The sequence below is a fragment of the Nitrospira sp. CR1.1 genome, from assembly GCA_014055465.1.
In the GTDB taxonomy this organism is placed as follows: Bacteria; Nitrospirota; Nitrospiria; order Nitrospirales; family Nitrospiraceae; genus Nitrospira_A.
In genome coordinates this window covers 12,488-38,396 of sequence record WIAF01000014.1, presented here as the reverse complement: position 1 = coordinate 38,396, position 25,909 = coordinate 12,488, and the positions used below count along the sequence as shown (strand labels likewise).

The following is a 25,909-nucleotide window of genomic DNA, read 5'->3' as shown; positions in this document are numbered from 1 at the left end:
GAACGCGGAGGCGCGCACGGCATCGTTATCGAATCTGCTCGAGGAAGACCGTCGCCAAGGTGAGGTAAATCGCAATCCCGGTGATATCATTGGCCGTCGTCACAAACGGACCGGCGGCGACCGCAGGGTCTACACCCATGCGCTTCAGGACGATCGGCATCACCGTCGCCATGCTGGTCGAGACGAGGAAAGCCGTAATGAGCGACACCCCTACCACCATGCCAAGAAACACCTGGTGCCACAACCAGCCGACAACGGTCAGCATGAGGCTACAGGCAATACCCATCAAGAAGGCGATCTTCGCTTCACGAAAGAAAATCTTCCAGACATCGGTGAGTTCCACCAGGCCGGTCGCGAGACCCCGAATGATGAGCGTGGAGGACTGCAGACCGACGTTGCCTCCCATCGCCGCAATCACGGGAATGAAACTGACGATGGCGACAACCTCTTGAATCGTGTACCGGAACATCCACAACAGCATCCCGGAAAGCAGGCTTCCCACCAGATTGGTAAACAACCAGGGCAAGCGCACACGAGCGGCGGCCATGCTGGAGGACTTGAACATCGCGTCCTCCTCAATGGCGCCGGCCATTTTTAACATATCTTCGGTGGCTTCTTCACGGATGACGTCCACGACGTCGTCGACGGTGATGATGCCGACCAGTTTCCCGTCTTTCTCAACAACCGGAATCGCCAGCAAGTTGTAACTCGCCACCTGGCGCGATACTTCCTCCTGGTCCATGTCGACCGCGACGCTGATCAGATCGCGAGTCATGATGTTCTTGAGCGGAGTGGCCGGGGGAACGGTCAGCAATTGACGAAGGGACAACACACCGACCAGCCGGTCTTCTTTATCCGTCACGTAAATATAGAAGACCATTTCAGCATCGGTCGCCTGCTGCAGTCGGCGAATCGCTTCCTGTGCCGTCGCATCCTCGAACAGGGCGAAAAACTCCGTGGTCATGATGCCGCCGGCCGTGCCTTTGGGATATTTCAGCAAATCGGCGATCTCAGTGGAGTCTTCCGTCCGCATCAGCGCCAGGATTTCCTTTGCGCGATCGTTCGGAATCACACTCAGAATATGCGCGATATCGTCGGAGCCGAGATCTTTCAACAGCCAGGCGGCATCGGACGGCAGCAGATCGGACAGCACCAGCGTGATGCTCTCGCCATCCAATTCGCTCAGCACTTGCCCGCGCTTCACATCTCCCCGCACCAACTCAAAAATTTCACGCTTTTCTTTCAGCGAGGAAAGGTGATCGATGACGTTGGCAATATCCGCCGGATGCATGCGCGCGAGCATTTTTGCCAGATTGGTAATCGCTCCCCGTCGCAAGAGTCGTTGGATGGAGACCAGGCGCACGTCGGATTTGGCCGGACCGTTACCGGCGGCGTCGCGAGACGCATCTTTCCCGAGCGGCTCCTTGTCCGGGAGTCGCGCGGGTTCCGGCGATTGGATGGTGAGATCGTTAATAACCTAACTCCGCGAGGGTTTGTTCGTCCTCTCGCCACGATTCGCGAACCTTGACCCACACTTTCACAAACACCTTGGTCCCGAACAGCCGTTCCATATCTTCCCGTGCTGCCGTTCCCACCGACTTGAGCCGCTCGCCCTGTTTGCCGATCAGAATACCCTTCTGCGATTCCTTTTCGACGATCACCACGGCCCCGATCTTGATCAATTTTTTGGTTTCGACAAACTCTTCGATGTCGACCGCCACCGAGTGCGGAATCTCTTCATAGGTCTGCTGAAGAATTTTTTCGCGGATCAGCTCGGCGGCGAGAGTCCGCATGGATTGATCCGTGATCATATCCTCACTGTAGGTCGCCTCGCCGTCGGCCAGCAGCGACACCGTCACCGACAACAGCCGGTCGGTGTTGTCGGCAGTCTGTGCCGAGACCGGCACCATTTCTGTCCAGGGGAAAATGCGCAGGTACTGCTCCATGAGAGGAAGCAGCCGCGACTTATTCACCAGATCGACTTTATTGATCACGAGCACCACCGGCCGCGCCTGCTTGGCAACCGCTTGCTTCACATGTTCGACCACAGCCAGGTCACCGGGCCCGGGCTGGGATGTGGCTTCGACGACCACATACAGCACATCGGCATCATCGAATGTCTCCAACGTCGTCCGCACCATGCGTCGGTTCAGCAGGTGGCGTGGCTCGTGAAAGCCCGGCGTGTCGAGAAACACGATCTGAGCCCCTTCCACATGCGCTACCCCCAGAATCCGCGTCCTGGTGGTTTGCGGCTTGTCAGACACGATGGCGATTTTTTCCTTCAGCAGACGATTCAGGAGGGTCGATTTCCCGACATTCGAACGCCCGATAATGGCCACACTGCCAAACTTCATGGTGTTTTCACGGTCGGGAGCCGTTCCTTTTCTCCAAGCGGCGCAAGTTGATACACCGTTTCGCCTTTTCGCACGTAGCCCAACCGCTCGCGAGCCAGCTCCTCGATGCGAGTCGAGTCATACTGCACGCGATCCAAATCCGCGCGCAGTTCGCCATTCAACCGTTGTAAATCGGCAAGCTCGTGATCCAATTGTTCCGCATGCTCACGCAAATGCAGATACCGGGAAATGCCCATCTCTCCGAACAACAGTGCGCCCATCATCACGAACAGTGCTCCGAGCCCTACCCACTTGCCGGCAGAACAGAGCTTCCGCTGCCAATCCAACCAGTCGCGCCCACGGTTCGGTTTAATGATCACGGTGGTTAGGCCCTCGATGGAACAGCCGTGCGGCCTCGATACACAGCCGCTGCACCCAATTCGTCTTCAATACGAAGGAGTTGATTATATTTGGCCACGCGATCCGTCCTGGATAACGAACCGGTCTTGATCAATCCGCTGTTGGTCGCCACCGCCACATCCGCGATCGTCGTGTCTTCCGTTTCGCCCGATCGATGCGAGATGATCGCCGTGTACCCCGACCGCTTGGCCAGCTCGATCGCATCCAACGTCTCCGTCAACGTGCCGATCTGGTTGAGCTTGATCAGGATCGAGTTGCCAATCCCCTCCGCAATGCCTTTGGCGAAGATGTCCACATTGGTGACAAAAATATCGTCGCCGACCAGCTGCACGCGTGTGCCGAGCTTCTCCGTCAAAATCTTCCACCCCTTCCAATCCAATTCGCTCAAGCCGTCCTCGATGGATAGGATCGGATACCGGTCCAGCAACTTGCCGTAATACGAGACCATCTCCTCGGAGGAACGTTCGGGATTTTTCTCGGCCTCCAACCGATACCGCCCTTTGTCATAGAGTTCGCTCGCGGCACAATCCAAAGCCAGCGCAATGTCTTGGCCGGGGCGATAACCGGCGGCTTCAATCGCCTCCATGATCAAGGCCAATGCCTCTTCGTTCGATTGTAGGTCCGGCGCGAATCCACCCTCATCACCCACCGCCGTGTTCAATCCCTTTTTCTTCAGCAGGGATTTCAACGTGTGAAACACCTCCGTCGCCATGCGCAACGCGTCGCTGAAACGCGGAGCGCCGACCGGCATGATCATGAATTCCTGCAGGTCTAGCCGGTTGTCGGCATGCGCGCCACCGTTGATGATGTTCATGAGCGGCACCGGCAACACCCGCGCATTGGTCCCGCCGAGATAGCGGTACAATGGCTGTCCGGTTTCATTGGCCGCGGCCTTGGCCACAGCAAGGGACACCCCAAGAATGGCATTCGCGCCCAGTTTCCCCTTGGTCTTCGTTCCGTCCAGGGCGATCATTTCGTGATCGACGGCGGCCTGATCCAACGCCTCCATCCCCAGCAATCGCGGCGCAATGGTCTTGCTGACGTTTGCGACCGCTTTGGACACACCTTTTCCCATCCAACGCTTTTTGTCGCCGTCGCGCAATTCGATCGCTTCCTTCTCGCCCGTCGAAGCTCCCGAGGGCACGGCCGCCCGCCCATGCGCGCCGCTTTCCAGCAGCACTTCGACTTCCACCGTGGGGTTGCCTCGTGAATCAATGATCTGCCGCGCTTTCACGTTCCTGATTCCGCTCATGCTTGTAGTCTCCTCCAGATACTCACACTCAACCATCTCTGCTGTCGTTTAGTTCGCCGCTCCCCGGCCTCGCATCAATTCTCAGCCCAATGTCTTCTTCAGCAATTCATTCACCTTGCCGGGATTGGCCTTCCCGCCGGAAGCTTTCATGATCTGGCCGACGAGAAACCCCAGCACCTGCTGTTTGCCTTCTTTAAATTGCGCTACTTGAGCAGGATTTTTCGTCAACACTTCATTAATTATTGTCACCAAGGCCGCTTCATCAGAAACCTGCGTAAGCCCCTTGTCCTGAACGATCTGCGCCGGCGGTTTTCCGGACGCATACATTTCCGGAAAGATGTCCCGGGCGACCTTCAAACTCACCGCGCCCTGATCGACCAGGGTCAACAATTCGACCAACCGTTCGGGCGACACGGGCGACGCATCCGCCTCAATGCCGGCCTGATTCAATTCACGCAACAGCTCGCCCATCACCCAATTGCTGACGGTCTTGGGATGGGGATGCAGCTTGACGCATGCGTCAAAATATACCGACAGGGCTTTGCTGGATGTCAAAATCCCTGCGTCATATTCAGGGATGCCGTAGTCTGCAACAAACCGTTGCTGCTTCGTCGAGGCCAGCTCCGGCAATCCCTCACGCAATTGTTCGATCCAGTCAGCCGAAATCTCCAGCGGGACCAAATCCGGGTCTGGAAAATACCGGTAGTCATGCGCTTCCTCTTTGCTGCGCATCACGGCCGTTTCACCGCGCTCGTGATTCCAGAGCCGGGTTTCCTGATAAATCTTTCCCCCCTCGCTCAGCACCTTGGTCTGGCGTTTGATTTCGTAATCAACCGCATCCTTCACGAACTTGAAGGAGTTGATGTTCTTCAACTCCACTTTGGTCCCATAAGCCGTTTGCCCTTCGGGACGGAGCGAGAGATTCGGTTCGCATCGAAAACTTCCCTCTTCCATATTTCCGTCGCAGACATCGAGATACATCAGGAGCTCGCGCAAGGCCTTCAAGTACGCCACCACCTCTTCGGACGAACTTAAATCCGGTTCGGTCACGATCTCGAGCAGCGGGGTCCCCGCGCGATTCAAATCCACGAGGCTCATGCCGCTGCCGGCTTCATGCAGATTCTTTCCGGCATCTTCTTCCAAATGAGCGCGCCTGATACGCACGCGTTTCCGGGTCCCCCCGGCGGCAATTTCGATCCACCCGTGCTCGCAAATCGGCGCTTCGTACTGGGAAATCTGATAGCCCTTGGGCAAGTCGGGATAAAAATAGTTCTTCCTGGCGAAGCGATTGCGCGCTCCGATCGTCCCGTTCATCGCCAGTCCTGCGCGCACGGCCATCTCCACGGCTGTTTCATTGATGACCGGCAGGCTTCCGGGCAAACCCAGACAGACAGGGCAGGTCTGTGAATTGGCTGTTCGACCAAACGTGGTCCCGCAAGGACAGAACAACTTGGATTGCGTGCGCAACTGCGCATGCACCTCCACGCCGATGACGACTTCGTAGGCCACGCTCAACTCTGCTCTCCCTTGGTGAACTGCTCCCGCTCCCGCCGCATGGCTTCCCGCCCTGCATCAAAGGCCTCGCGCAAAACGGTTTTCTTCGTTTCGATGAAGTCGCGTCCTTCTTCGACCGCGCCCTCGAACCGTTCGCCCGCTTCTCCGACTAAATCCCGCAGCTCATCTTCCGCGCGCCGCGCGTACCCGCGTAACATCTCGCGCGATTCTGGTCCGGTTCGTGGCGTCAATAAGATCGCCGCCACCGCGCCTAATGCCGCGCCGCTCAAAAATCCCAACAGAACCGCTGCTGACGATGAACCGTGATTATCCGCCATTGTGATGTCCTCCTTCTTTCAAACGTTTCGTGACCACTTGCTTTGCTGCGCGAAGCCCCGCCACCACGCTCGCCACATTGGCCAGCAACGTCCCTCCGGATCCTCGCACCAAACTATGCACCTGATTGACCGATTCGCCCACTTCGCCCACGGCGTGCAATAACACGGCCGCATGCTCCACTCCGCCGCGTGCCTGTTCGGTCAGATCGTTCAGGTTTTGGCTCATTGCCCGTAATTCCGTTACCAGGACCGGAAGGTCGGCATTGAGCCTGGTCACCAACGTCTCGGCTTCCGCAACCGTCTTACGAACTTGGATCAGCAGCGGAACCAGATACCCGACCAGCACCGCGAACGCGAGAGCAACCAAAATAGCCGCGACTTCGACAATCATAAGGACTCCCTTTCAGGCTTACCGCACCAACGGCTTCTTGGACCGCCAGTTTGTCGCCTGCTCATAGGCATTCGCCCCGCGCAACAGGGTTTCCTCCTCAAACGGCCGGCCGATCAGCTGGAGCCCGATCGGCATCCCCGCTGCACTGAATCCGCAAGGAAGCGAGATCGCGGGAAGCCCGGCCAGATTCGCCGAAATCGTATAGATGTCGGACAAATACATCTGTAACGGATCCTGCGCCTTTTCTCCGAACTTGAAGGCCGTAGTCGGAGTCACCGGCGTCACGATCAGATCGACCGTCTCAAACGCGGCCTCAAATTCCCGGCGGATCAATGTCCGCACCGCCTGCGCTTTTCCGTAGTAGGCGTCGTAGTATCCGGCGCTCAACACATAGGTCCCCAGCATGATCCGGCGTTTCACTTCCTGGCCAAACCCTTCCGCCCTGGTCCTGAGGTACATATCGAGCAAGTCTTTGCTGTCGCCTGCCCGCAGGCCGAACTTGACCCCGTCATAACGGGCTAGATTCGAGCTGGCCTCTGCGGTGGCGATGACATAGTAGGCGGCAACCGCGGCATCCGTCGTCGGCAGTTTGATCTCGCGGATATCGGCGCCAAGCTCCCGTAACCCTTCAATAGCCGTGCGAACGGCCTGCTCCACTTCAGGATCGAGGCCGTCGGCAAAGTATTCGGCGGGGACGCCGACCTTCAGGCGTTTCAAATCTTTCCGTTTGAGCGCCCTGAGATAATCGGGAACCGGCACGTTCGCCGACGTCGAATCACGAGGATCATGGCCTGCGATCGCGCCGAGTACGATCGCGGCATCCGTGACATCCTTCGTGATGGGGCCGATCTGATCCAAGGACGAGGCGAAAGCCACCAACCCATAACGAGACACCCGACCATAGGTGGGCTTCAGCCCGACGACGCCGCAAAACGCCGCCGGCTGACGAATCGATCCGCCTGTATCCGAACCCAAAGCCGCCACACATTCATCCGCCGCAACAGCAGCCGCTGACCCGCCGCTCGACCCGCCAGGAACAGTCTGGAGGCTCCAGGGATTACGGCTGGCTCCGAACGCCGAATTTTCGGTGGATGACCCCATCGCAAATTCGTCCAGGTTCGTCTTGCCGACCAGCAGATAGTTCTGCCCACGCAATTTCGCGACCACAGTGGCGTCATAGGGGGGCACGAAGGTCTCCAACATCCGGGAGGCGCAGGTCGTGCGCACACCTTCCGTACAGATGTTGTCCTTCACCGCCAAAGGCATGGCCATCAGAGGGGACGTTTTGCGCCAGCCCTTCAACGACTGATCGAGCCGTTCCGCCTGCGCCACCGCCGCCTCCTTACATTGCGTGAGATAGGCGTTGACCTTAGGCTCGACATGCCCCACCCGCAGAAAGTAGGCGCGCACAATTTCCGTGGCCGTCACATCGCCCGCGGTAAATTTCCGCTGCAACTCCGCCAGGGTCATTTTATGTATAACCGTCAATCCCATCAGCGCTTCTTAACCTTGCGGGCAATTCGATTTTTTCCGTCAACGAGGATGATCTTCGGCTTATGCCGCTGAATCTCTTCGTCACTATAATATTCGTAACAGAAAATAATGATCTGATCCCCCACCGCAGCCTTGCGCGCAGTTGGTCCGTTCAACACGATCTCGCCCCCGCCCCGTTTCCCCTTCATGGCGTAGGTCATGAATCGCTCGCCATTGTTGAGATTGGAACACACGATCGCTTCATACGGCAGAATACCCGCCGCCTCCAGCAACTCTTCATCCACCGTGAGACTACCTTCATATTCCAGACAGGCCTCGGTCACCGTCGCTCGATGTATCTTCGCCCTCAACATTTGTCGAAACATAATCGGCTCGTACTCCTTACGTCGCTTACGACTCTTGAATAATTTTCGGCACCCGGAAACAGTGCGCCTCCGTATCAGGAGCGTTGCCTAATGCCTGCTCAGACGAGAGAGACGCCTGCACCTGGTCCGGACGAAAGACATTGGTCTGCCCCAACACGGTTGAGGTCGGCTCCACGTCCTCCGTGGAAAACGTTTTGAGCTTCTGGACATAGGCCACAATCTGGTTCAACTGTTGTGAGAAGGCCGTGGTCTCCGCCTCGCTCAACGCCAGCCGCGCCAGCTTGGCCACTTTTTCAACTTCCTGCTTTGTAATCTCCATGACTCCCTCTCGGCTCTTAGAGGATAATCCACATGGTCTTCCGACAAGGCCGCAGGAAGCCCGGCGACGAGGCGTACCCTCGGGGTACGTCGCAGGATGCCGGGCGACCGAGAACGCAGTGGGAAGCCATGTTCATCATCCGACTATTCCACCGTCACGCTTTTCGCCAGGTTGCGAGGCTGATCCACATCCTCCCCGCGCAGCACGGCAATGTGATACGCCAGCAACTGCAGTGGAATCGTAAAGAGGATGGGCGACAGCAGCGGATGCACATCAGGAATGGTGAACACCGCATCGGCGATCTTGCCCAACTCGCGCTCGCCTTCCGCCACGAAAGCAATCACCGGAGCCCGGCGCGCCTTGACCTCCATGAGGTTACTGACCGTCTTTTCATATAACCGGTCCCTGGGCGCCAATACCACCACCGGCATGTCTTTATCGATCAAGGCGATGGGCCCATGCTTCATTTCTCCGGCGGCATACCCCTCCGCATGGATATAGGAAATTTCCTTGAGCTTGAGCGCGCCTTCGAGCGCGATCGGAAAATTGATGCCGCGCGCCAGATACAAGAAGTCCGGTTTCTTGTAGTACCGCTTCGCGATCGCCAGAATCTCTGCTTCCCGGCCCAGCACATGCTTCACCAATGCCGGCACCGTGACCAGGCGGTCCAGCCAGGCCTTCCCATCCGCCGCACTCAAGACGCCCCGTACCCGGCCGAGATGCAAGGCCAGCATATAGAGCGCCGCCAACTGACTGGTAAAGGCCTTCGTCGAAGCCACGCCGATCTCAGGGCCGCAGTGCGTATACAGCACGCCGTCCGACTCACGGGCCAGCGTGCTGCCCACGACATTGACGATCGACACAACGCGCGCGCCTTTCTGCTTGGCTTCTCGCGCCGCCGCCAGGGTATCCGCGGTTTCACCCGATTGCGAGATCGTAATGAACAGATCGTTCTTCTCGATCAACGGATCGCGATATCGAAATTCGCTGCCGATATCGACCTGCACCGGCGTACGAACCATTTCCTCGAGCAAGTATTTTCCCACCAGCCCTGCATGCCAGCTGGTGCCACAGGCCACGATCCAGATCCGCCCCACGTCGGCAAACTGCTTCGGCGTCAGGCCGATATCCGGCAGATCCGCCTCGCCGCTCTCATACGAGTACCGGCCCCGAATCGTATCCAGAATCGTTTGGGGTTGTTCGTGAATTTCCTTCAACATGAAATGGGGATATCCGCTTTTTTCAGCCGCGGACGCGTCCCAGGTCACCTTGGTTTTCTTGCGTGTCACCGCCCTCCCGTCGAGGTCCGTGAAGGCAACGCCTCCTGCTGTGACCTCGACGACGTCGCCCTCGTCCAGGAACGTCACGTCCCTGGTGTGAGACAACATCGCCATGACGTCCGACCCGACAAAGGACGCCTCCGCGGTGCGACCGATAACCAGCGGACAACCGGACCGCGCAGCGACCAGCAAACCGGGCTCATGCTCGGAAATCACGGCGATGGCATAACTGCCGCGAATCTCCTTCGCCGTCGCGCGGACCGCATCAGCCAGGCGCAACTTGCCATGCTTCATGTGGGTATCGATCAGGTGCGCAACCACTTCCGTGTCCGTCTCCGACTGAAACTTGTACCCGTCCTTGACGAGACGCTGCTTGAGCTCGACGTAGTTTTCGATGATGCCATTGTGCACCAGCACGCAGCTCTCGGAGCGATGCGGGTGCGCATTCTGCTCAGAGGGTTTCCCGTGCGTCGCCCAGCGCGTATGGCCGATCCCACACATGCCGGCAATCGCCTTCTGTTCCAGCGATTTTTGAAGATTGATCAGCTTCCCGACACTGCGCCGAATGTCGATCTTTTCCCCACGTTGGATCGCCACGCCGGCCGAGTCGTACCCTCGATATTCCAGCTTCGACAACCCATTCAACAAAATCGGGACTGCATCCTGATTTCCTACGTAGCCGACGATGCCACACATAGGGTGTCGTTACCTCCGTTTCGAACGTTGAACTGCCGGTTGCTTCTTCTTGGCGGACCGCGTTGCGGATGTCGAGGCCTTTGCGGCCTTCGCCTTCCCTTTGGATACCTTGACACGCTTCTTTGTCGGCCTAGCGTTCACAGGCAGCACGCGCTTCACGGAAGGAGCGGGAGGCGGGACCTGTCCACTCTGCAATGCGCGCCGCCGCGCCGCCCACCCTTCACGCGTCACCTGGGGCACGCGTGAAATCACCAAGGCATCCGCCGGGACATCCTGCGTGATCGTTGTGCCGGCCGCGATCACGGAGCCTTGGCCGATTGTCACCGGCGCGACCAGTTGCACATCGCTGCCGATGAACACGCCGTCACCAACGGCCGTGTGAAATTTCTTGTATCCGTCGTAGTTGCACGTAATCGTCCCGGCGCCGATATTCACACCGCTGCCGATCGTCGCATCGCCGAGATAACTCAAATGGTTGGCCTTCGATCCCTCGCCAAGCTCCGTCTTCTTCATCTCGACAAAGTTGCCGACCTTCCCCTTGCGCCGCACCAGGACACCAGGCCGTAAATGTACGAACGGTCCGAGATGCGAGTCGTCGTCAACCTGCGACTCCCGAAAAATGCAGTGGTCCAGAATCTCCACCCGTTGACCGATGACGCAGTCGGTAATCCGCGTCCCGGTGTGCACGATGGTGCCCTCCCCGATCACCGTCCGGCCTTCGAGGGTCACGCCTGGATACAGCACCGTGTCGCGCTCGATCGTCACGTCGGCATCGATCCACGTGGACGCCGGATCCCGCATCGTCACGCCCGCCTCCAGCCAGTGCGTCCGAATCCGCCGGCGAATGACCTGCTCGGCTTCAGCTAACTGCACACGGCTATTGATCCCCAATCCCTCGTCGATGTCCCGTAAACGCAACGCCGAAACCGTGCGCCCCTGCTGCACCGCCATCTGCACGATGTCGGTCAGGTAATATTCGCCTTGTGCATTCCGGGGATCGAGCTTGTCGAGCGCTGGAAAGAGAAACTCCCCGTCGACGACATAGGTCCCGACGTTGATTTCGCGCACGTGTCGCTCAGCGGGAGAGGCATCCTTGTCTTCTACGATGCTCTGAACCCTGTTGTCAGCGGCTCCCTGCAGCCATTCCTCGCGACGCTGACGAATGACCCGGCCGTAGCCGGACGCATCGTCGAGCACCGCAGTCAACAACGTCACGGCCGCGCCTTGCGCATCATGCATCGCGAGAAGTTCCCGCACCGTCGCTTCCGTCAACAACGGCGTGTCGCCGTTCAAAATCAGATAGCGGGTCGGTCTGCGGTGCGCCGCATCGCCGAACAGGGGCCGCGCTTGCAGCACCGCATGGCCAGTCCCCAACTGCTTCGTCTGCTCCGCGACAGCCACGCACCCGCCGATCGCTTCGACAACCTTGCGCACATCGGCGCCCTGGTGCCCGACCACGACAGCCACCCCCTGCTCCGCCAGGCCGCAGGCGATATCCAACACGTAGAGGACCATCGGCCGGCCCGCCACCGGATGGAGCACTTTGGCCAGCGCCGATTTCATGCGCTTACCGAGGCCCGCGGCCATGATGATGACGCCGAGCCCGGGAATGGAGGAAGACAAGGCCTTGTCGTGCGATGCGTGAGTCATGGGTTCGTCACCATACGTAATTGACACAGGGCTCGCTCGGCGATGTCGCGATCAGCCGACCTGTACGCCTGCATCGGGTTGCTTAATCGGTGCCCAGGTTTTTCCAGCGGCCTGCGACGCGGCACCCGACGGCTGCGCCGGGGTATAGAGCCCTCCCGACACGATCAGCTTCATGGCCTCCTCAACCGTGATATCCACGGCGATCACTTCGCGCTCGGGCACCAGGAGAAAATAACCCGATGTGGGATTGGGTGAGGTCGGAACATAGACGTGCACGAGCGGGTCCGGGGAAAGCTGCTGCATCTCCCCTTTTGTCACGCCGGTCACAAACGCAAAACAGTAATGACCGTTCTTCGGAAATTGGATCAACACCACGCGGCGATAACTCTCGCGCTCCGCGAACGACAGAATATCCATCATCGACTTGATCGTGGAGTAGATCCCGCGGACGACCGGCACGCGATTGAGCAAACTCTCCCACTGCCGCACGACCTGGCGGCCGATAAAATTCGCCGCGAACAGTCCGGTCATGAAAATGAGCAGGATGAGCGCGATAATACCCAAACCGGGCACGTAGTACCCTGGAGTCACCAACCGGGCGGCGGCGTCGCCGAGAATCCCATCCAGACTGACAAAGAGCGTCTTCAGGATCAGGATGGTGCCCCAGATGGGGATCATCACCAGCAAACCGGTGAGAAAATAACGTTTTAATGAAGCTCGTACCATGTGTGGCTGAGGGGTCCTGGGTAGAGCGTCATGATACTGGTCTTTTGCCAGTCGTCGCAAGCCTTTTCTTGCTATTTTCAATCACTTGGAATAGGATCCGACCTTCTTTCTTCCAACATTTTCCAGATCCAAAAGATGAGACAACGCGGCCGACCATCCCGAGGTCTGTTCATTACGCTGGAGGGCATCGAGGGGTGTGGAAAATCCACCCAGGCCAGACTCCTGGGAGAATACCTACGGACTCAAGGGCACGTCACCGTCGAGACCCGGGAACCGGGCGGAACCCCGCTCGCGGAGAAAGTCCGATCGGTCCTCCTTGATCGCGCCGACGAACCGGTAGCGGCCGAAACCGAAGCATTTCTGGTGCTCGCGGCCCGACGCCAACATGTTGCCCAGGTGATCGAGCCGGCTCTCGCGCGCGGCGTCATTGTGCTCTGTGACCGCTTCAGCGATTCAACGCTGGCCTATCAGGGTTATGCGCGCGGGCTGAATGTGTCTTTGCTTGAACGGCTCAATCGCCTCGCGACTCACGCCGTGACGCCGAATCTGACACTGCTGTTCGACCTTCCCGTCTCCACCGGCCTGGCTCGGCGGCGGTCCGCCAGCGAAACGAACAGGCTCGACCGCGAATCGCTCCGGTTCCATCAAAAGGTTCGGGCCGGTTTTCTCGACCTGGCGAAGCGTTATCCCGCGCGCATGAAAGTTGTTCCCGCGCGCGCATCCAAAGAAGCTGTCGCCCGTGCAGTCGCCCGGATTGTCGCACCGCTACTGAACCGGGTCCATCGAACCGACGCCCAGACGGCGACGCCGCGCAGCACCCCCTCTCACCACACACAGGTCCGCCATGCCGCTCGCTGACATCATCGGACACGAGCACGCCAAGACCCTGCTGCGCTCGGCGATCCTGCAAAACCGTGTGGCCCATGCATACCTCTTCCACGGCGACGATCGCATTGGCAAACGTCTCCTTGCATTGCGGCTTGCACAAACGCTGCTCTGCGAGACGGTTTCCGACAGCCGGCAGCCGGACGCCTGCGGCGCCTGCCGGGCCTGCCAGCAGGTGGATGCGCGCACGCATCCCGATTTTCTGGTGATCGAACCGGATCAGGAGATGGCCAATCCCCAAATCAAGATCGAATCCATCCGAGACATCGAGCATCAGATGATCTATCGCCCGCTAATCGGCACGAGAAAAATCTGCCTGATCGACGAGGCGGATCGCATGACCATCGGCGCCGCCAACGCCCTGCTCAAAACGCTGGAAGAACCGCCCGACCACAGTCTGTTCATTCTGGTGTCGAGCCGGCCCTACGCATTGCCGGCGACAATCCGCTCGCGCTGCCAGGCGCTGCGACTTACCGCACCGGCACAAACGCAGGTCGAAGCCGCCGTGATTTTGAAACGCGAACTTCCTCCAGCCGATGCACACTTCTTGGCCCTGCTTAGCGACGGGCAATTAGGTCGGGCGTTGGAATGCGATCTCGAACAGGCCAGAACCAGCCAGAAGGAATTCGCGGCCATCTTCTCAGCCAAAGGGCTGCACTCTTTCTCCACCGTGCTGGCTGCCGCGGAAACGCTAGCCAAGGGCGACCGGGCACCAGAGGCATTCGACTGGCTGCTGCGATGGCTGCGCGACGTGCTGCTCATCGCCGTCGGAGCCGGCTCGGACCATATCCTGAACCTGGACCAACGGGCCGGAATGCAGACGCTGGCCGCACAGATCAATATCGACGATCTCTTGGCGCTCATCAGCGACCTCGAAAAAATGGAACGCCAGGCGCATCGGAACCTCAACGTCCAGATCGCACTCGAAACCATCCTTTTGCGAGTCCGGCAACTCCTGACTCCGCCAGGCACCGCCGACCGCTCACGATAACCTAGCTTTACCTATCCGCATCTTGCTATCTTCATCCGACGATCTCCTCATCCGACCAAACATGACAACACACGAGACCTTCTACATCACGACCCCGATCTACTACGTCAACGACGTGCCGCACATCGGCCACGCGTACACCACCGTCGCTGCCGATGTACTTGCGCGGTACTGGCGGTTGCGCGGACGCGACGTATTTTTTCTGACCGGCCTGGATGAGCACGGACAGAAAGTGCAGCAGGCCGCCGCGAAGGCCGGCATCGATCCGCAGACCCACTGCGACCGCCTGGCGCCACAGTTCACACACCTCTGGAAACGGTTGAACATTTCCCATAATGCCTTCATCCGCACCACCGACAAACCGCATCAAGCAGTGGTTCAACGATACCTTCAACAGCTGCATGATAAGCAGTTGATTTACAAAGCAGACTATACAGGATGGTATTGCACGTTCGACGAACGGTTCTGGACGGAAAAGGATGTGGTCGGCGGCCTCTGCCCAGACTGCAAACGACCGATCGAACAACTGAGCGAACATAATTATTTCTTCAAGATGGGCCAGTACCAGGAACGGCTGCAGCGGCACATCCTGGAGCATCCGGATTTCATCAGACCCGAATCGCGGCGCAACGAGGTCCTCGGGTTTTTGCAGACGCAGAAGCTGGGCGACCTTTCGATCTCACGACCCAAATCGCGACTCTCCTGGGGCATCGAACTCCCCTTCGACAAGGACTATGTCACCTACGTCTGGTTCGATGCGCTCGTCAATTACATGTCGGCACTTGAATACCTGCCCCAGGGACAACCGGCCGGCTTGCGTTACTGGCCCGCCGATGTCCATCTGGTCGGGAAGGACATTCTCACCACCCATGCCGTGTACTGGTCCACGATGTTGATGGCGCTGGACCAACCGCTCCCGAAGACCATCTTCGCCCACGGTTGGTGGACGGTGGACGGCGAGAAGATGTCCAAGAGCCGCGGCAACGTCGTTGACCCGAACAAGATGGTCGACCAATTCGGCGCCGATGCCTTCCGCTATTTCCTGCTCCGCGAAGTGCCGTTCGGCCAAGACGGCGATTTTTCGCACGGCGCGCTCGTGACGACCGTCAACGCCAAACTCGCAAACGGTATCGGCAACCTCTTGAGCCGCACGCTCACCATGATCGAACGGTCCTGCGCCGGCGCGATCCCCGAGCGGGGCCCGGCCGTGCTGCCCGAATTGGAACAGCGGATCGAGGAGTTGGCCAAGCGCCTGCCCGGAAAGGCTGAAGCTGGCTTCAATGCTCTCCAGTTTCGCGATGTGCTGCTCACAATCGAAGACCTCAATGGCCTCTGCGATGAATACATCGACAAGAGCGCGCCATGGAAACTGGCGAAGCAGCCGGAGACACAGCCGCAGTTGCACACGGTGCTAAATATCTCCGCCCGCGCCCTTCGACTCCTGGCGGTGCTGCTCTACCCGTTCATGCCCAATGCGGCGGCACAGATGATCCGGCAACTTGGATTATCGCTGGACCTATCCCGACCGCTGGCGGCAAACGCCGGGCAGTGGGACGTGCCTTTGGCCGGCAGCACCACTCAAAAAGGCGCCTCACTGTTTCCCCGTATTGAATCCAAACCACAAGGAGCCACAGCCGTGAGTGATACACCCGCAAATCCGCAGCCGATCGCAGCCTCCGCGGCGCCACAATCCCCGGCTCCGACCGTGACGCCGTCTGCCGCCCAGGCCGCCGCGCAGCCGGCCCAGATCAGTATTGACGACTTCATGAAGATTCAACTCAAAGCGGCAAAAGTGCTGGCGGCAGAGCGCGTACCGAAATCCGAGAAGTTGCTCAAGCTCCAAGTCAGCCTCGGTGCCGAGCAGCGGCAGATCGTCGCCGGGATCGGCAAGAAATACGAACCGGAAGCCCTGGTCGGAAAAACCATCGTCATCGTGGCAAACCTCAAACCGGCGAAGCTCATGGGCATCGAATCGCAGGGCATGGTCCTCGCGGCGGGCGACAGCGACGTGCGAGGGCTCGCCACCTTCGTCGAAGACGTGGATCCCGGCACCAAAGTGAAATGATTCGCGCCTCCATCACCAGGCTGATCGGCACCGGCCTCCTTGTGCTGCTGAGCAGCATGAGTGCTGCGTTTACGCCGGAGCCTTCCGAATCCGAACTCGAGAGCAAAACCCGCTACAACGATCCCCTGCCCACGACCGTGCTCGTGCGCGTCGTCGCACACCGATCCCTGGTGCTGGGACATGACGTCGGCGGCGCGCGCGTCACGATTACTGATGTAGCGACCGGCCAGTTGCTGGCCTCGGGCCTACAGCAGGGTGAACCGGGCGACCAGACCCAGATCATGCGCACACCCCACCTCATGGATGAACCGGTCTATAGCAGCCGCCAGGCCGCCGCGTTCAGCGCCACGCTTGAATTGTCCCGCCCGACGCTGGTGGAAATCACAGCCGAGGGGCCGTTGGCTTATCCCCGCTCATTGCAGCGGGCGAGCACCACCGTCTTATTGATACCCGGCCACGACCTGACCAACGACGGCATCGTGCTGCCCCTGTATGGCTATCTGGTACAAGTCGAGCACCCCAAGCCGGGCGAGCCCTTGATCGCCAAGGAAGATGTGATGCTGCGAGCCTCGGTGCGGACACTGTCCGGCGCCCTGGTCCGGCCGCACAGCGATTGGGATTCCCGCAAGATGCATATCTATGCCGAACTGTTGGTCGGAGACCGCATCGTCGAGCGGCTGCAGATGTTCTACGCCGGGGAAAAGAGCCGGTTCGAAGCGCCGTTTTTCGTGCCTATGTCCAAAGACGCCCCCGACGGCATCACGCTGCGCGTGGTCGTGGCCGACGTCGCGACCGGGAACTTCGGCGTGGCCTCGGCGCAGTACCCGGTGCTCTCCGAACGCCTGAGACCCAAGAAAAATTGACCCCATTGACTGAATCGGTGGTTTCGTGATGTGCTGACCAGGTGCTGCCGTCACAATTCGTTGACTGGCCGTTCACCATCGACGCTCCTGATCACTCGATCGTACATGCCTGACGATGGACCCTAAACAACGACAATTCTCCATCTGGTACATGTTCATTGCCCTCTGGGTTCTGATCCTCATCCAGACCTTTCTTCCCTCCCTGTTTACCCCCACCGAAATTCCCTACAGCGAATTCAAAGTCGCCGTGGAAGCGGGCAAGGTCACCGAGGTGACGGTCTCGCCGCAAGTCATTCACGGCAAGATGAAGGAAGACAAAGTCTTTCATACCATCCGCATCGAAGACCCGGATCTGCTGCGCAGCCTCGCGCAGCACCAGGTCAAGGTCACGGGCATGATCGAAAGCACCCTGTTCCGGGATGTGCTGTCCTGGATCCTGCCGATCGTGCTGTTCTTCGGTGTCTGGTGGTTCCTGCTGCGCCGCATGGGCCAGAGCCAAGGCTTCATGACGGTCGGGCAAAGCAAAGCCAAGGTGTATGTCGAGAATGAGGTGAAGGTGACCTTCGCCGATGTCGCCGGCGTCGACGAGGCGAAGCAGGAACTGGAAGAGATCATCGAATTCCTCAAGACGCCGGAGAAGTTCCGGCGCCTCGGCGGCAAGATTCCCAAGGGTATTCTGCTCGTCGGCCCTCCGGGCACGGGCAAGACGCTACTCGCCAAGGCTGTGGCTGGGGAAGCCGGCGTGCCATTTTTTTCAATCAGCGGGTCGGAGTTCGTGGAGATGTTCGTCGGTGTCGGCGCGGCGCGTGTCCGCGACCTTTTCGAGCAGGCCAAGGGCAAGGCGCCCTGCATCATCTTCCTCGACGAGCTTGACGCACTGGGTAAAGCCCGGGGGGTCGGCCCCATGGCTCACGAAGAACGGGAACAGACACTCAACCAACTGTTGGTCGAAATGGATGGGTTCGACTCCCGCGCCGGCGTCATTCTCGTGGCCGCCACCAACCGCCCGGAGATTCTGGACCCCGCGCTGCTTCGAGCCGGCCGGTTCGACCGCCAGGTGCTGGTGGACCGGCCCGATAAGATCGGCCGCCTCGCCATCCTGAAAGTCCACGCCCGCAGCATCACCCTCGCCAACCAGGCAGATCTCGACACCATTGCCGCCATGACACCCGGCTTCGTCGGAGCCGATTTGGCCAATCTGCTCAACGAAGCAGCCTTGCTGGCCGTGCGTCGCGGGAAGGACACCGTCAGCCTCTCTGAGTTGCAGGAAGCCGTCGAGCGCGTCATCGGCGGGTTGGAAAAGAAAAATCGGGTGCTGAATACAATGGAACGGGCCCGGGTTGCCCACCACGAGGTCGGCCATGCGCTCATGGCCCTCTCCATTCCAGGCGGCGATGCAGTCCACAAAATCTCAATCATTCCTCGAGGTATTGCCGCACTTGGCTACACCATGCAGCTCCCGACCGAAGACCGCTTTCTCATGACCATGTCCGAGCTGAAAAACCGCATCGCCATCCTGCTGGGCGGACGCGCGGCGGAGGAAGTCATCTACGGCGAAGTGTCCACCGGCGCACAAGACGACTTGCGCAAGGCCACTGATATCGCCAAGAGCATGGTGAAAGCCTACGGCATGAGCGAGAAACTTGGCCAGGTCAGCTTAGAGCGGGACCGGCAGTCGATCTTCCTGCAAACCGGTGCGCCCCAAACACCGGGGGACTACAGCGAACAGACCTCCAGGGAGATCGATTACGAAGTTCGACTCTTGATCGACGAACAGTACGAACGGGCCCGTGATCTGATCAAGTCCCAGGAGGCCACGTTGCGGCACGCCGCCCAGGTGCTGCTGGAGAAAGAAACGATCAGCGGCGAAGAACTCAAAGCCCTCGCCACAGCCCAGTGACATCTCATCTCAGAATTCACACCTCCACACGCTCCCGGCGATCCTGACAGATCCCCCGCACCGATCCGCGCCGGCCGCTTGAAGACCACACAACGGCTTGCCCTCATCAGTCTCTCATGAGACACTGAAGTCGATGCTCTCCCACACCTATCATGAACTCCGCTCACGTCTACGCATCGCCCTCGCCCTCAATGCGGTCATCATCCTGGCGGAGTTCATCGGAGGCTTTCTCACGAACAGCATCGGCCTCATCGGAGACGCAGGCCACAACCTCGTGGATCAAGGCTCGCTCTTTTTGGCCCTCTATGCCCATGTGTTGACCGCCAGACCCGCCACCGACAGTCGCACCTTCGGGTATCACCGGGCAGGAATCGTCGCGGCGTTTCTCAATTCATTCATCCTCCTGCTCACCGCTACCGGCATTACGATCATGGGCGCCCAGCGAGTCTTGAACCCCGTACCAGTTCCTGGCGGCTGGGTCATGCTGATCGCCCTCATCAGCTTCGTGGCCAACCTCTCCATTGCGCTGCTGCTCCAGCATGGCGCGAAGGATGACCTGAACATCCGCAGCGCCTTCTGGCACATGCTGGGAGACGCATGGGTGTCGCTGGGTGTGGTCGTGAGCGGAGGGGCCATCATGCTGACCGGCTGGTCCGTCCTCGACCCGCTGGTGAGCCTGTTCGTCGTCGTGGCGATCATTCGCGGCGCCTGGCCGCTCTTTAAAGAATCACTTGAGGTCCTCCTGGAGTCCACCCCGCCCGGCGTCAGCCCGGCGCTCGTGGCGGCCACCATCGAATCCATCCCCGGCGTGAAGAACGTCCATGACCTGCACATCTGGGCCGTCGAACCGCGACTTATCATGATGACCACCCACGTGCAAGTCGACGGCGGCGACCAGGCCCTCACAACCGACCTTCTCCAGGCGATCCGAAGCCGGGTGACCAGTGAATTCAAGATTAAACATCTGACCATTCAACTGGAAACCGAATGCTGCCATCCCGACGCCGTCCACTGCGACCTCTCGAAACTCCACGACCAGCATTCGCATGCGGAATTTCTGCACAGCCACCATTAGGCGGATGGTGAAAAAATCCCCCAGCATTGTTCTCGCATCGCTCAAAGGCTCAACGTACCGCAAGGGTACGCCTCGCCTCCTCGCTCGCTGCGGCCGCGCTGGCGGACTTTTTGACCATCCGCGGGGAAACCTGCCCAACCATCTGTCTGTGATCGCGAGATATCTTTGTGCCAAAGCTGCGCATGATAGCGCCACCTAGCCGCCACAGGACTCCAGCGGCTACAATGGGCCGCATGACACAGACTCTCCCCATCCCCTTTTACATGCTCTGCGGCTCGCTCGGCGCCGGCAAGACCACTCTGCTCATGCGCCTCCTCGAATATTGGAACAGCCAGGGGCATAAGGTCGGCGTGCTCATGAACGAGGCCGGCGAGGTGAGTATCGACGGCCCGCGGGCCGGCACCATTGCGGAACAGGTGTTGAACCTTGCCGGCGGCTGCATCTGCTGCGATACGAAAGACGACCTGGCCTGGAGTATCGCCCAGCTGGTGCAGGCCTATGACTCCACCGTCATCGTCCTGGAATGCTCGGGCATGGCCGACCCGGCGGAAGTCGTCGATGCCGTCACTGATGCCTACGTATCGCGCATCGCAAAACTTGAACGGATCTTCGCCATGTTGCACCCTGTACCCCTGCCCGATACCGGCATGGCGGAGCTGGTCACCCGCAACGCAATTCGTTACGCCGATGACCTGATCCTCAATAAACGGGATCTCTACATCCCCGGCCATTGGGAACAGTTCCGCGAGACCATCACCCGACTCAATCCGTACGGCCGGCTGTGGGAAACCAATCACGCCAGGCTCGACGTGGCGGCCCTGCTCGCGGCGCCCCAGACACGGACCACTCCAACGAACGTATCGTTTGGGAAATTGCCTTCGGCAGAGAGCAGGCGCGACCCCCGGGCGTCACATCACCCGATGGTGACCACCGTGCGGCTACCGAAACCGCTGAACCGCACAAAGTTCATGGAATGGACGAAGTCGATACCGGAGGGAATGGAACGCGCGAAGGGATTTTTTCGGTTTGAAGGAGAACCGGAGCTACATGAGTTTCAGTTCTTTCCCCCTCGCACCAGCACCATTGCTCCGGTCATGCTGCTCGATGAACCGGACCATGTCCTGGTGTTGATCGGACGCGACTACGATCAGGAACGCTGTCGCGCGTCCCTCCTCGCTTGTCTGGCCGGATAGCCTGTCAGGAAATCGAACCTGCCTGGGCCGGCGCCGGAGAAGCCGACTCGGTAACCGGGCGGAAGCGAGACCAGCGGCGCAGGAAGTACGCGACGGTTGCACCGACCAGTCCTCCCACGATCCAGCCCCCGATCACGTCTGTGAGATAGTGCGCCCCGATGTACACGCGTGAAATGCCGATCGCGGCCACCAGGGGCCAGCCGATCCAGCCTGACTTTGGATAGAGCACCTGGAAAAACGCCGCCGCCGCCGCCGTATTGGCGGCATGGTTGGAAGGAAAGGAAAACGCCCCGCCGCAACCGAGCAACTGATGCACATCGGCCAGAGTCACGCAGGGGCGCGGGCGTTGAACCAAGCCCTTTAACTGAGTCCCGAGCGCATCCGTCGCGCCGACTACCCCGGCCAGCATCGCCCCGCCGATCATACATTCCCGCCAATTGACCCACGCCCAATAGGCCGCGGCCAGCAATATGGGATAGAGCAAATTGCCCGGCCTGGCTAATTCGACTCCGATCCGATCAAGCAGACTCGACTGCCCGGCCATGCCGTTGATGCCATGAAACAGAATCTCGTCCAAGCTCATGGCGCGACGATAAAGGGTCACGAGGAATCAGTCAAATACTTCGCGATTCAGGAAATGCCGTTCTGGCTGGTGTGGCTTCGCTTGATTACCGAGGATCGCACAGATGCCCCTCACCGTTGATGAGGTGAGAATGTCGTATCGCAAGAGCAAGGCTCCTAGTTCCCTTGTTCCGATCGATTGCTGAGAATCCTCCCTGGTAAATGCTCGAAGCCGCCGATGCGGAGCGCCAAAGGTGTTTCGAGCGTGCTTTGCGGTTCGATGTTCTTTTCTAGTGTTCGTTCGGGCTCTCATGGTCATTGCCTTCAAGGACATCGATGAGGTCAAACGCCGTCACGATGTCCGTGCGATGGTCGAGGCCATTCTCTAGCTTGACTCTGGCCAAGAATTTCCCGGCCAAATCGTTCCACCCGAACTTACGCGCAAATTCGTTCCAAATGCGCGTCTGCATCTTGCTTGGCCGCAACCCTCTTTGGAAACACCATTCCACAATGTCCTCATCGCTGCCGCCCTGCTGCACTCGCGCACAAAGGTCCGCATGCTCAATCCCGAGCAAGCCACACAGATGCCCGTCGAGTCCTGCGCGCAACCCAAAGTTGGGATGGTAGTCGGCCGGTAGCTGTCCTGCCTGGTGAAGCCGAATTTTATCCAACATCCTGGCGAAATGGTAAAGCCCGCCGACTTTTTGATACGGACTGCGAAGACCCTCGACTCTCATCGCACCACTCCTTCATCGATGGTGTAAGGCTAAGGCCGCCCGCCGTGGGCCGAAATGTTAGCCGCCCGTGGACCCCAGGAGAAAGCGGGTTACTCCAGAATCAACAGCGCTGCCGCACCGGTTTGCCGTACCGCTCCAGCTGGCGAGCCGGCTTTAATCATCACCAGCATGCCTTGCATGACTGTGACGAGGAGACGTGCCAACGTGCGCGGGTCTTTTTCCTTGGCCAGCGCACCTTCCTGACTCGCACGTGCCAGCAACGTGTAGAGTGCCTCTTCGACCGCATGCAGTTTGCTCGAAAGTTTCTTTCTGATCTCCTTCTCGTGCGGAGCCATTTCCACAACCGTGTTAGTGATGAGGCAGCCGCGCCGCAGGGGGTCGGACAGGATAAACTCCAGCATGGCTTCAAAAAACCGGCGGATCAAAGGCAATGCAGGGCCCGGTTGCTGCAAAATGGAAAACCGCCCCCCGACGCCACCTTCCTTGCAATAGTGGTCCATGGCCTTGAGGAACAGTTCTCGTTTACTGCCGAACGCGGCATAAAGCGACCCGCTGTTGAGATCCATAGCCTCCAACAAGTCTTCCATCGATGTTGATTCATACCCCTTGTGCCAGAAGACATGCATCGCTTTCTCAAGGGTTTCTTCTGGGTTAAACGCTTTAGGGCGTGGCATATACGTACTCGTAGGAGGTGTATACTTTATTATTGATCGGTCGATCAAGAATAAATTTACGATTGCCAGTCGATTCATGCATCTCCACCGTACGGCTGATCTCACACAGACTGTCCCCATGCCCAAGATGGGCGCGGTGAATGACCGCGTCTTGCGAGACACCGTTGGCATCGAGCCGACACGTCGAAGAACCACCACCAGTCCTTGTCGTCGAGAGAGATGGCTTGGTGGGCCTTATCGCGGGCTATGACGTGATGGAGCGCTGCGAATGGTACGGAACGTGGAGAGCAATAGACAATGCAAGTCCTGACTCCTAGCAATGACCCATCACAAGGCTCAGTTCCCATCCAATGCGCGATCTAGATCGAAAGCGGCGCTGATGAGCGCCAGGTGCGTGAAGGCCTGAGGAAAATTGCCCAGGGCCTCTCCGCTATCTCCGGTTTCCTCCGCGTACAGGCCTAAATGGTTGGCATACCCAAGCATCCGCTCGAACAGCAGCTGCGCCTCATTCAACTTTCGGCGGTCGGTTCGTCCGGCTCGCGTGAGCGCTTCGACCAACCAAAAACTGCACATGTTGAACGTACCTTCCGTCCCCGCGAGTCCATCCATACCTGTCGCGGCGTCGTAGCGATGGACGAGGCCGTCGGAAACGAGCCCCCCATTGACCGGCGGACGGTTGATCGCCTCCAGTGTCCTGAGCATCCGCGGGTCGGTCGGCGAAATAAAGCGGACCAGTGGCATGATCAGGTTGGACGCATCCAGCGAATCACTGCCGTACGACTGCACAAAGGAGCCACGTGACTCGTCCCACCCCTTGGTCATGATCTCCTCGTACACGCGATCCCGCATGGTCAGCCATTTGCGGTGGTCAGCCGGCAGCGAACGTTTGTGCGAGAGGCGCAAGCCTCGGTCCAACGCCACCCAACACATGAGTTTGGAATAGACGAAGTGACGTCGGCCACCACGCACTTCCCAAATGCCCTCGTCCTCGCGCGTCCAGTTCTGGCAGAGCCAATCGAGCGAACTTCGAACATGAGACCATCCCAAGTAGGAAATGGGGGATACGTATTTGTCGCACAAGTAGATGGAGTCCAGCAGTTCACCGTAAATATCCAGCTGCAGGTGCTGATAGGCCCCGTTGCCGATCCTGACCGGCTTCGATCCCCTGTACCCGTCCAGATGGTCGAGGACCAGTTCAGTCAAATCGGTTCGGCCATCGATGCCATAGACAATTTGCAACGGACCCGGCGCTTCGCTCTCGTTGCGGGTGCGCTCGTTCAACCAGTGCATGAAGGCTGCGGCTTCGCGGGTAAAACCGATGCGGAGCAATCCATAGACGGTGAAGGCAGAGTCTCTGATCCAGGTGTAGCGATAGTCCCAATTGCGGCCCCCGCCGATCTGTTCCGGCAAACTGCAGGTCGGAGCGGCAACGATCGCGCCGGTCGGTTCGAAGGTCAGTAGCTTTAAGGCCAAGGCCGATCGGGACACCATTTCGCGCCATCGTCCGGTGTAACGGCTCTGCGACAACCAGTCGTGCCAAAACTGCACCGTCGCTTCGAACATGTTGACGGCGTGGCTGTCCGACAGTGCGGCCCCGCACTGGTCCCCTTGGTCGATTTCCCGCAGGACACAGACCGCATGTTCTCCCCGCTGCAATGTAAACTCAGCACTGACTCCCTGCTCGTCCTGTTTGAGCGGAAGGGTCGTCGCCAATCCCAACGTCAGCGCCGCCGTCGAAAACACCGCCCCGTTTGAGTTGAGGTGAGTTTCGTGTGGAGTCCGCGCATAATCGAAGGCCGGATGACAGGTGAGACAAAACGTCATCTTCCCTCGGACCACTTTGACCCGCCGAATCAGCTGATGGTACAGGGCGGGCCCCTCGACACCGACCGGCATGAAGTCTTCGATTTCCCCGACGCCTTCGCTGGAAAGAAAGCGCGTGATTAGCACGTTGGTCTCGGGCCAGTAGAATTGTTTGATGGTGAATCGCGCCGCTTTCGGAGCAATGCTGAACCGTCCGCCTTTGGCGTCATCGAGAATGGCCGCGAAGACACTGGGGGAATCGAAATGCGGAAAACACAGCCAATCAATGCTGCCGTCTCGCCCCACCAGGGCTGCGGTGCGCATGTTACCGATGATGCCGTAGTTCTCAATAGGCTGATAGGCCATGGGACATCCCTCATATCATCCGTTCAACGTCGTTCGAC

24 protein-coding genes are annotated in these 25,909 nt (G+C 59.1%); 7 read left to right on the top strand and 17 right to left on the bottom strand.

Annotated features, from left to right (window positions below; translation table 11 throughout):
• Positions 1–25: 25 nt before the first annotated feature.
• The 13 genes from mgtE to GDA65_18375 all read right to left on the bottom strand — a co-directional run bounded on the left by mgtE (position 26) and on the right by GDA65_18375 (position 12,758).
• Positions 26–1,363, bottom strand: coding sequence for a magnesium transporter (gene mgtE / locus GDA65_18435; protein ID MBA5864663.1), 1,338 nt, complete (start codon positions 1,361–1,363; stop codon positions 26–28).
• Between the two features lie 106 nt (positions 1,364–1,469).
• Positions 1,470–2,354: a GTPase Era gene (locus tag GDA65_18430; protein MBA5864662.1), complete on the bottom strand. Its 885-nt coding sequence runs from the start codon at positions 2,352–2,354 to the stop codon at positions 1,470–1,472.
• Entirely contained in the window at positions 2,351–2,713 is a 363-nt protein-coding gene (locus GDA65_18425; protein ID MBA5864661.1) for a hypothetical protein, read from the bottom strand. The genes GDA65_18430 and GDA65_18425 overlap by 4 nt, the downstream gene beginning before the upstream one ends.
• A gap of 5 nt (positions 2,714–2,718) precedes the next feature.
• The gene (locus tag GDA65_18420) at positions 2,719–4,005 is read right to left on the bottom strand and encodes a phosphopyruvate hydratase (protein MBA5864660.1); all 1,287 of its coding nucleotides are present in this window, start codon (positions 4,003–4,005) and stop codon (positions 2,719–2,721) included.
• An 81-nt stretch (positions 4,006–4,086) separates the two neighbouring features.
• Positions 4,087–5,514 (bottom strand): Asp-tRNA(Asn)/Glu-tRNA(Gln) amidotransferase subunit GatB, encoded by a 1,428-nt coding sequence (gene gatB, locus GDA65_18415; protein MBA5864659.1) that lies wholly within the window; start codon positions 5,512–5,514, stop codon positions 4,087–4,089.
• Positions 5,515–5,516: 2 nt separating this feature from the next.
• Positions 5,517–5,837, bottom strand: coding sequence for a YtxH domain-containing protein (locus tag GDA65_18410; protein ID MBA5864658.1), 321 nt, complete (start codon positions 5,835–5,837; stop codon positions 5,517–5,519).
• Positions 5,827–6,228 carry a DUF948 domain-containing protein gene (locus tag GDA65_18405; GenBank protein MBA5864657.1) on the bottom strand — a complete coding sequence of 134 codons (402 nt, stop codon included), beginning with the start codon at positions 6,226–6,228 and terminating at the stop codon, positions 5,827–5,829. The genes GDA65_18410 and GDA65_18405 overlap by 11 nt, the downstream gene beginning before the upstream one ends.
• Positions 6,229–6,246: 18 nt before the next feature.
• Positions 6,247–7,722 carry an Asp-tRNA(Asn)/Glu-tRNA(Gln) amidotransferase subunit GatA gene (gatA, locus tag GDA65_18400; protein ID MBA5864656.1) on the bottom strand — a complete coding sequence of 492 codons (1,476 nt, stop codon included), beginning with the start codon at positions 7,720–7,722 and terminating at the stop codon, positions 6,247–6,249.
• Positions 7,722–8,087, bottom strand: a complete 366-nt coding sequence (locus tag GDA65_18395; protein MBA5864655.1) for an aspartate 1-decarboxylase — start codon at positions 8,085–8,087, stop codon at positions 7,722–7,724. The genes gatA and GDA65_18395 overlap by 1 nt, the downstream gene beginning before the upstream one ends.
• Positions 8,088–8,112: 25 nt before the next feature.
• A complete protein-coding gene (gatC, locus tag GDA65_18390; protein ID MBA5864654.1) occupies positions 8,113–8,406 on the bottom strand; it encodes an Asp-tRNA(Asn)/Glu-tRNA(Gln) amidotransferase subunit GatC in 294 nt (97 codons plus the stop codon).
• A gap of 143 nt (positions 8,407–8,549) precedes the next feature.
• On the bottom strand, positions 8,550–10,382 hold the full coding sequence (glmS, locus tag GDA65_18385; GenBank protein ID MBA5864653.1) for a glutamine--fructose-6-phosphate transaminase (isomerizing): 1,833 nt from the start codon (positions 10,380–10,382) through the stop codon (positions 8,550–8,552).
• 9 nt (positions 10,383–10,391) lie between these two features.
• Positions 10,392–12,032, bottom strand: a complete 1,641-nt coding sequence (glmU, locus tag GDA65_18380; GenBank protein ID MBA5864652.1) for a UDP-N-acetylglucosamine diphosphorylase/glucosamine-1-phosphate N-acetyltransferase — start codon at positions 12,030–12,032, stop codon at positions 10,392–10,394.
• A 51-nt stretch (positions 12,033–12,083) separates the two neighbouring features.
• A complete protein-coding gene (locus GDA65_18375) occupies positions 12,084–12,758 on the bottom strand; it encodes a DUF502 domain-containing protein (GenBank protein ID MBA5864651.1) in 675 nt (224 codons plus the stop codon).
• Between the two features lie 135 nt (positions 12,759–12,893).
• Between GDA65_18375 and GDA65_18370 the strand changes: the two genes are divergently transcribed.
• The 7 genes from GDA65_18370 to GDA65_18340 all read left to right on the top strand — a co-directional run bounded on the left by GDA65_18370 (position 12,894) and on the right by GDA65_18340 (position 21,730).
• Positions 12,894–13,616, top strand: coding sequence for a dTMP kinase (locus tag GDA65_18370; GenBank protein MBA5864650.1), 723 nt, complete (start codon positions 12,894–12,896; stop codon positions 13,614–13,616).
• A complete protein-coding gene (gene holB, locus GDA65_18365; protein ID MBA5864649.1) occupies positions 13,603–14,634 on the top strand; it encodes a DNA polymerase III subunit delta' in 1,032 nt (343 codons plus the stop codon). Before GDA65_18370 ends, holB begins: the two co-directional genes overlap by 14 nt.
• Before the next feature lie 61 nt (positions 14,635–14,695).
• Positions 14,696–16,699: a methionine--tRNA ligase gene (metG, locus tag GDA65_18360; GenBank protein MBA5864648.1), complete on the top strand. Its 2,004-nt coding sequence runs from the start codon at positions 14,696–14,698 to the stop codon at positions 16,697–16,699.
• Positions 16,696–17,562 (top strand): hypothetical protein, encoded by an 867-nt coding sequence (locus GDA65_18355; GenBank protein MBA5864647.1) that lies wholly within the window; start codon positions 16,696–16,698, stop codon positions 17,560–17,562. The genes metG and GDA65_18355 overlap by 4 nt, the downstream gene beginning before the upstream one ends.
• Before the next feature lie 115 nt (positions 17,563–17,677).
• A complete protein-coding gene (hflB, locus tag GDA65_18350; GenBank protein MBA5864646.1) occupies positions 17,678–19,462 on the top strand; it encodes an ATP-dependent zinc metalloprotease FtsH in 1,785 nt (594 codons plus the stop codon).
• A gap of 133 nt (positions 19,463–19,595) precedes the next feature.
• Positions 19,596–20,537: a cation diffusion facilitator family transporter gene (locus tag GDA65_18345; protein MBA5864645.1), complete on the top strand. Its 942-nt coding sequence runs from the start codon at positions 19,596–19,598 to the stop codon at positions 20,535–20,537.
• A 182-nt stretch (positions 20,538–20,719) separates the two neighbouring features.
• Positions 20,720–21,730, top strand: a complete 1,011-nt coding sequence (locus GDA65_18340) for a hypothetical protein (GenBank protein ID MBA5864644.1) — start codon at positions 20,720–20,722, stop codon at positions 21,728–21,730.
• A 4-nt stretch (positions 21,731–21,734) separates the two neighbouring features.
• Here the strand turns inward: GDA65_18340 and GDA65_18335 are convergent, their stop codons facing one another.
• From GDA65_18335 to GDA65_18320, 4 genes are all read right to left on the bottom strand, one after another.
• The gene (locus GDA65_18335; protein MBA5864643.1) at positions 21,735–22,334 is read right to left on the bottom strand and encodes a phosphatase PAP2 family protein; all 600 of its coding nucleotides are present in this window, start codon (positions 22,332–22,334) and stop codon (positions 21,735–21,737) included.
• Between the two features lie 247 nt (positions 22,335–22,581).
• Entirely contained in the window at positions 22,582–23,028 is a 447-nt protein-coding gene (locus tag GDA65_18330; protein MBA5864642.1) for a DUF5069 domain-containing protein, read from the bottom strand.
• A gap of 89 nt (positions 23,029–23,117) precedes the next feature.
• Entirely contained in the window at positions 23,118–23,897 is a 780-nt protein-coding gene (locus tag GDA65_18325) for a TetR family transcriptional regulator (protein MBA5864641.1), read from the bottom strand.
• A 141-nt stretch (positions 23,898–24,038) separates the two neighbouring features.
• On the bottom strand, positions 24,039–25,871 hold the full coding sequence (locus tag GDA65_18320) for a glycoside hydrolase family 15 protein (protein MBA5864640.1): 1,833 nt from the start codon (positions 25,869–25,871) through the stop codon (positions 24,039–24,041).
• Between the last annotated feature and the right edge of the window lie 38 nt (positions 25,872–25,909).